The sequence below is a fragment of the Intrasporangium calvum genome (assembly GCF_028446585.1).
In the GTDB taxonomy this organism is placed as follows: domain Bacteria; phylum Actinomycetota; class Actinomycetes; order Actinomycetales; family Dermatophilaceae; genus Intrasporangium; species Intrasporangium calvum_A.
Window position 1 is genome coordinate 1 of record NZ_JAPFQL010000126.1, and the last position, 6,021, is coordinate 6,021.

Consider the following 6,021-nt stretch of genomic DNA (forward strand, 5'->3'; position numbering starts at 1 on the left):
AGACCGGACTGGAGATCGAGCGGATGCTCTTTGCCGGGCTCTTCGCGACCCGGGACCGCGAGATCGGGATGGCCTCGTTCGTCGAGCAGGGCCCGGGCAAGGCTCGGTTCGAGGGCAAGTGACCCCCGATCGAGAGAGCAGTTCGCGACAGCCGGGCGAGACCCGGCCTGCCGCTGAGGTGTCGCGAACTGCTCTCTCGATCGACGTCCTCGTCTTCTACTCGCCCGTCGAGGCGACGGAGGGCGTCCTGGCGGCGGTCTTCGCTGCCGGGGCGGGGGCGATCGGTGACTACACCGAGTGCGCCTGGTTCACCGAGGGCACGGGGCAGTTCCGGCCGGGGGTGGGGGCATCCCCTGCCATCGGGTCGGTCGGCGAGCTAGAGCGGGTGCCCGAGCATCGGGTCGAGGTCACCTTCCGCCGGGGGCTGAGGCGCGAGGTCGTGGCTGCGCTGCGGGCTGCCCACCCCTACGAAGAGCCCGCCTTCCACGTCATCGAGACAGCCGACGTCGAAGTCGGCTGACCGCGCCGCCAGGTGGGGACCACGGTCCTGATCTGCCGGAACACGTGAGCGAGCCCACGGGTGGTGAGTGTCACGCCCGGCCGGTGCGAGGTATGCAAGCGCTCAGTGACAAGATGGACGGCAATGCCGGGGCGGGCCTCCGGATGATCCGAGCAACCCCGCTCAACCACCAGCTACGGAAGAGGACGTTCACCCATGAACATCGTCGTCTGTGTCAAGTACGTGCCTGACGCCCAGGCCGAGCGCACGTTCAACGCCAGTGACAACACGACTGACCGCGAGAACGTCGACGGCCTGCTGTCCGAGCTCGACGAGTACGCCGTCGAGGAGGCTCTCAAGATCGTCGAGGCCGGCGACGGCGAGGTCACCGTTCTCACCGTCGGCCCCGACCAGGCCGCCGACGCCATCAAGAAGGCCCTGCAGATGGGCGCCCACAAGGGCGTCCACGTCAAGGACGACGCGATCCACGGCTCGGACGCTCCGGCCACCTCGCTCGTGCTTGCGGCGGCCATCAAGAAGATCACGGCCGACGCACCGGCCGACCTCGTCCTGACGGGCATGGCCTCCACCGACGGCACCATGGGCGTCATCCCGGCAATGCTCGCCGAGCGGCTCGGTCTGCCGGCCGTCACCTACGCCTCAGAGCTGACGGTCGACGGCGGCACGGCGACGATCCGCCGCGACGGCGACGTCTCCACGCAGACGATCCAGGCCACCCTGCCGGCCCTCGTGTCGGTCACCGACCAGATCAACGAGCCGCGCTACCCGTCCTTCAAGGGCATCATGGCCGCCAAGAAGAAGCCGGTCGAGCAGTGGAGCCTCGCGGACCTCGGTCTCGACGCCGCCCAGGTCGGCCTCGACGCGGCCTGGACGAAGGTCGACGCCTTCGCCGCCCGCCCGCCCCGCCAGCAGGGGACCATCGTCACCGACGAGGGTGACGGCGGCCAGAAGCTCGCCGCCTTCCTCGCCGAGCGCAAGTTCATCTGATCGCAGCAGCCGTTCGAAGGAGAGACACACCAATGGCTGAAGTTCTCGTGCTCGTCGACCACGTCGACGGCAAGGTCCGCAAGACCACGTCCGAGCTGCTGACGATCGCCCGCCGTCTCGGCGAGCCGTCCGCAGTGTTCATCGGCGAGGGTTTCGACTCCGCCAAGGAGACCCTCGCGAAGTTCGGCGCCGCCAAGGTCTACCGCGTCGAGTCCGCTGACGTCCTCTCGCACCTCGTGGCGCCGCAGGCCGAGGTGCTCGCCCAGCTCGTCGGCTCGGCCTCGCCCGCGGCCGTTCTCATCCCGTCCAACGTGGAGGGCAAGGAGATCGCGGCCCGGCTCGCGATCAAGACAGAGTCCGGTCTCATCACCGACGCCGTCGACGTCAAGCCCGGTGCGGGCGGCGGCGTCGCGACGACCCAGTCGGTCTTCGCGGGCTCCTACACCGTGGACGCCACGGTGACCAAGGGCACGCCGATCATCACGGTCAAGCCGAACTCGGCTGCGCCCGAGGAGGCCCCGGCAGCGGCCGCGGACGAGGTCGTCGACTTCGCGCCGTCGGACGCGGCCAAGGGCGCCCGGATCACCGAGTCGAAGGAGAAGCAGGCGACGGGTCGTCCCGAGCTGACCGAGGCGGCGATCGTCGTCTCCGGTGGCCGCGGCACCGGTGGCGACTTCTCCCCGGTCGAGGCGCTCGCCGACTCGCTCGGTGCGGCCGTCGGCGCCTCGCGTGCGGCCGTCGACGCGGGCTGGTATCCGCACACCTCGCAGGTCGGCCAGACCGGCAAGCAGGTGAGCCCGCAGCTCTACGTCGCGTGTGGCATCTCCGGTGCCATCCAGCACCGGGCCGGCATGCAGACCTCCAAGACGATCGTCGCGGTCAACAAGGACAACGAGGCCCCGATCTTCGAGCTGGTCGACTTCGGCGTCGTGGGCGACCTCTTCCAGGTCCTCCCGCAGGCGACCGAGGCGGTCAAGGCCGCCAAGGGCTGAGCCGTTCCCGTCGAAGGGGCCCCCGACCGTTCGCGGTCGGGGGCCCCTTCGCGTCAGGTCGGGTCGGGAGCAGCTGCTGCCGTATGCCGCTGGGCTCGGTGCCGCTCAGGCCGCTGCCTCTTCGTCGGGCTGACTCTGTGGCCCCGTCCGCACCCAGCTGCGCACCTCTTCGCGGTTCCTGGCGTAGGTGCTGGCTGACGTGCGCATGGTCCACCAGGGTGCTCGCAGCGTCTCGGCGAGGGTCCGGCTCGGGCGGCGCCGGTCGTCCTGCCACTCGACCCGGCCGTTCTCGGGGACGCGCCGCACGTGCTCACGGGCCACCGTCGTGGAGACCAGGGTGTTGTGGACGCGCAACGACCCCTCGCGCAGCTCCACCCGGGCTGCCCAGGCGCGATAGCCGAGCAGGACGGCCAGGGCCAGACACGCGGCGTACACCGGGATCTCGGGCAGCGTGGCGAGCTCGAGGATGAGGCGAGCGACGAAGTAGCCGACGACCGGGCTCGCCAACGCCGCGACGGCACGGTGGAGGGCCGGCGCTCTGAGGGTGCGGTTGGCATGCCTCATGGGGCCGATCATAGGCAGACCGGCCCCTCGAGGCCCGGGTCACCGCCCCGGGATGTGGACAACCCGGGACGATCGCCCTGTCAACGGCGGCGCTTGCCGAAGGACTTCGCGGTGAGCGCCTCCGCGGCCAGGACCGCGTCGACGAGGCCATGGCCCTTGTCGACGGACGTGACGCCGCCCGATGGGTCCGTCATGTAGGGCGCGCCGTCGGAGTAGGCGTAGGCCGTGGCCTTGAGCGCCGACTCGATCTGCGCAGGCGTTGCACCCGGGTTGGCCTGGAAGAGCTGGGCGACGATCCCGGCCACGTGCGGTGTCGCCATCGACGTGCCGCTGATCGTGTTGTAGTCACCGGCCGCGACTGGGTCGAGGCCAGTCGAACAGACTGGCAGGTAGGCACGGCACGACGAGGTGATGTCCTCACCGGGCGCGGAGATGTCCGGGTAGGTGTTGAGTGCGCCCTCCTTGCCCCGGGACGAGTAGCTGCTGATGCGTCCGTTCCGCGTGCCGGTGTCCATGTCGTAGTAGGAGGCGACGGAGATGATGCCGCCCGTCGGGTCCTGGCCGGCCGGGTTCGAGCGGTTGTCCGTGCCGGTGCCGCCGTCGTTGCCGTTGGCCCAGACCGTGACGATGCCTTCGCCGACCAGCGCACGCTGGAGCTTGGCCGTCGCCGACTGAGGGTCGAAGTCGCCACCGCCTGACGGCCCGTAGGAGTTGCTCGTCACCTTGATGGGCGGGCAGGTCGCGGCCGGCACGTCGGCTCCACAAGGTGCTTGGTGGTTCTCCAGGACCCAGTTGAGGGCGGAGTTCGCGCCGATGATGAAGAGGACCGCGCCGGTGCCCAGGCTGACGAGCGAGGCGCCGGGTGCTGCGCCGTGCATCTCGGTGCCGTCGGGCAGGGTGACGTCGCGGCCGGCGACGATGCCGTTGACGTGCATGCCGTGACCGCCGGCGGCGAGCAGGTCCGTGTCGGCGGGACCGGCGTCGACGGTCTGGCACGGGGTCAGCGCGAAGAGGTCGCAGGCCACCTTGAGGTTGCGCACGACAGCCGACGAGCCGTCCGGGTTGGTGAGGAACGGATGGGTCGGGTCCACGCCGGAGTCGATGACGGCCACGGTGACGCCGGACCCGTCCAGGGCCTTGCCGTTCGCGCCGGTGAGCCGCGCCCGTGCCTCGGAGCCGCGCGTCGCGATGTTGGACGTCGAGAGGAAGAGCTCGATCGGCTGGTTCCCCTCGACGTACGTGACACCCGGCACCGAGCGCACCGCGCTGATCTGGGCGGGCAGACCGGACGCCACGACCACGCCGATGCGGTCGAACGACTCCCGGACGACGAGGCCCGACGTCGTCGCGGCCGACCGTGCGGTGTCCACGTCAGTGGCATGCACCAGCACCGTCGTCGGTTCGACGGCGGAGAGGCCCGGCCACTGCTCGGCGAGCCACGGTGACAACGGCGCAGCCTGGTCGCCGCCGACCAGTGGGCCGGCGCTGGCGGCGCCGCCCAGGCTGCTCGCCCCGAGCGTCAGGGCGGTCAGGGCCGCCAGGGTGGTGACGCGGAGACGACTGGAGGTGGGGGGCATGTCGACGGTGTTCCTCTCGCTGGGCGCCGCCCTGGACGGGGCGGCGGTTGGCAGGTCAACGAGAGAGGGCGCCCGAGGTCACGGTCAGGCCGGGAGGGCCGGGACCGCGGGGGCGCTGGGAGCGAGCTCAGCGGCATACGGCCGAGGATTCTGGGCTGGTGCGGAGCGCACCTAGAATCGGTGGGTGACTGCCTACCTCGACCACGCGGCGACGACGCCGATGCTCCCTGTCGCCGCGACGGCGATGGCCGAGCAGCTGACTCAGGTCGGCAACGCGTCGTCGCTGCACCGCACCGGGCGGGCTGCCCGGCGCGTCGTCGAGGAGTCGCGGGAGAAGATCGCCAAGGCGATCGGCGCGCGGCCGTCCGAGGTGGTCTTCACCTCGGGAGGCACCGAGTCCGACAACCTCGCCGTCAAGGGCACCTACTGGGCGCGTCGTGACGCCGACCCCGCGCGCACTCGTCTCGTCGTCAGCGCGATCGAGCACCACGCGGTCCTCGACTGCGTGGAGTTCCTGGTGCGGCACGACGGCGCCAAGGTCACCTGGGTCGAGCCGACGTCGGCTGGTTTCGTCGAGCCCGCGGCGGTGCGGCGGGCCATCGAGGAGGACCCCGGCTCGGTCGCGCTCGTCTCGGTCATGTGGGCCAACAACGAGGTCGGCACCGTGCAGGACGTTCGCGCGATCGGCGACGTCGCCCACGAGCACGGGATCCCGTTTCACACTGATGCCGTGCAGGCCGTCGGTCACCTGCCAGTCGACTTCGCCGGCTGTGGCGCGGACCTGCTCACCGTGACGGCGCACAAGCTGGGAGGCCCGATCGGCATCGGTGCCCTCGTCGCGCGTCGCGACGTCCGCCTCGTGCCGTTGACGCACGGCGGCGGCCAGGAGCGCCAGTTGCGGTCCGGCACGCTGGACGCGCCGGCGATCCGCGGGTTCGCGGCGGCTGTCGTCGCCGCCACGGAGACCCTCGACACCGAGGTGCCGCGCCTCACCGCGCTGCGCGACCAGCTCATCGAGCGCGCCGTCAGCCTGGGGCTCGGGATCCGGCCCGGGGGGCACTGGGCCGCGGGCGACCACGAGCGTCGGCTCCCCGGCAACGCCCACCTGCTCATCGACGGCTGCGACGGCGACTCGCTGCTCTACCTGCTCGACGCGGCAGGGGTGTCCTGCTCCACGGGGTCGGCCTGCCAGGCGGGAGTGCCGCAGCCGAGCCACGTCCTCCGGGCCATGGGTCTGAGCGAGAGTGACGCCCGGGGCGCCCTGCGCCTCACGCTCGGCCACACGTCCACGGATGCCGACGTCGACGCCGTCATCGAGGCGCTGCCCGCGGCCGTGGAGCGCGCCCGGCGCGCGCGGAGGGCGACGTCGTGAGGGTCGTCG

General features: G+C 71.4%; 6 protein-coding genes and 1 pseudogene. 5 read left to right on the plus strand and 2 right to left on the minus strand.

Translation table 11 applies throughout. The features are described 5' to 3' along the window. From OO014_RS18610 to OO014_RS18625, 4 genes and pseudogenes are all read left to right on the plus strand, one after another. A pseudogene (locus OO014_RS18610) lies at positions 1–122 on the plus strand (enoyl-CoA hydratase/isomerase family protein); the annotation flags it as partial. 56 nt (positions 123–178) lie between these two features. Then, positions 179–520 carry a hypothetical protein gene (locus OO014_RS18615; RefSeq protein WP_272463822.1) on the plus strand — a complete coding sequence of 114 codons (342 nt, stop codon included), beginning with the start codon at positions 179–181 and terminating at the stop codon, positions 518–520. A gap of 195 nt (positions 521–715) precedes the next feature. Beyond that, positions 716–1,507 carry an electron transfer flavoprotein subunit beta/FixA family protein gene (locus OO014_RS18620; protein ID WP_272463823.1) on the plus strand — a complete coding sequence of 264 codons (792 nt, stop codon included), beginning with the start codon at positions 716–718 and terminating at the stop codon, positions 1,505–1,507. A 32-nt stretch (positions 1,508–1,539) separates the two neighbouring features. Further along, positions 1,540–2,499, plus strand: a complete 960-nt coding sequence (locus OO014_RS18625) for an electron transfer flavoprotein subunit alpha/FixB family protein (RefSeq protein WP_272463824.1) — start codon at positions 1,540–1,542, stop codon at positions 2,497–2,499. A 105-nt stretch (positions 2,500–2,604) separates the two neighbouring features. Here OO014_RS18625 and OO014_RS18630 read toward each other — a convergent pair whose 3' ends face one another. Beyond that, entirely contained in the window at positions 2,605–3,063 is a 459-nt protein-coding gene (locus tag OO014_RS18630; RefSeq protein WP_272463825.1) for a hypothetical protein, read from the minus strand. Positions 3,064–3,143: 80 nt separating this feature from the next. Further along, positions 3,144–4,640: a S8 family peptidase gene (locus OO014_RS18635; RefSeq protein ID WP_272463826.1), complete on the minus strand. Its 1,497-nt coding sequence runs from the start codon at positions 4,638–4,640 to the stop codon at positions 3,144–3,146. 184 nt (positions 4,641–4,824) lie between these two features. On the opposite strand from OO014_RS18635, the gene OO014_RS18640 reads away from it, so the two are divergent. After that, complete coding sequence (locus OO014_RS18640; protein ID WP_272463827.1) at positions 4,825–6,012, plus strand: cysteine desulfurase family protein; 1,188 nt, start codon at positions 4,825–4,827, stop codon at positions 6,010–6,012. Positions 6,013–6,021 lie beyond the last annotated feature (9 nt).

Bases quoted from the DNA above. Each gene is read 5' to 3' on its own strand.
- OO014_RS18620 (WP_272463823.1), top strand. From the start codon at position 716: ATGAACATCGTCGTCTGTGTCAAGTACGTGCCTGACGCCCAGGCCGAG.
- OO014_RS18625 (WP_272463824.1), top strand. From the start codon at position 1,540: ATGGCTGAAGTTCTCGTGCTCGTCGACCACGTCGACGGCAAGGTCCGC.
- OO014_RS18630 (WP_272463825.1), bottom strand. From the start codon at position 3,063: ATGAGGCATGCCAACCGCACCCTCAGAGCGCCGGCCCTCCACCGTGCC.
- OO014_RS18635 (WP_272463826.1), bottom strand. From the start codon at position 4,640: ATGCCCCCCACCTCCAGTCGTCTCCGCGTCACCACCCTGGCGGCCCTG.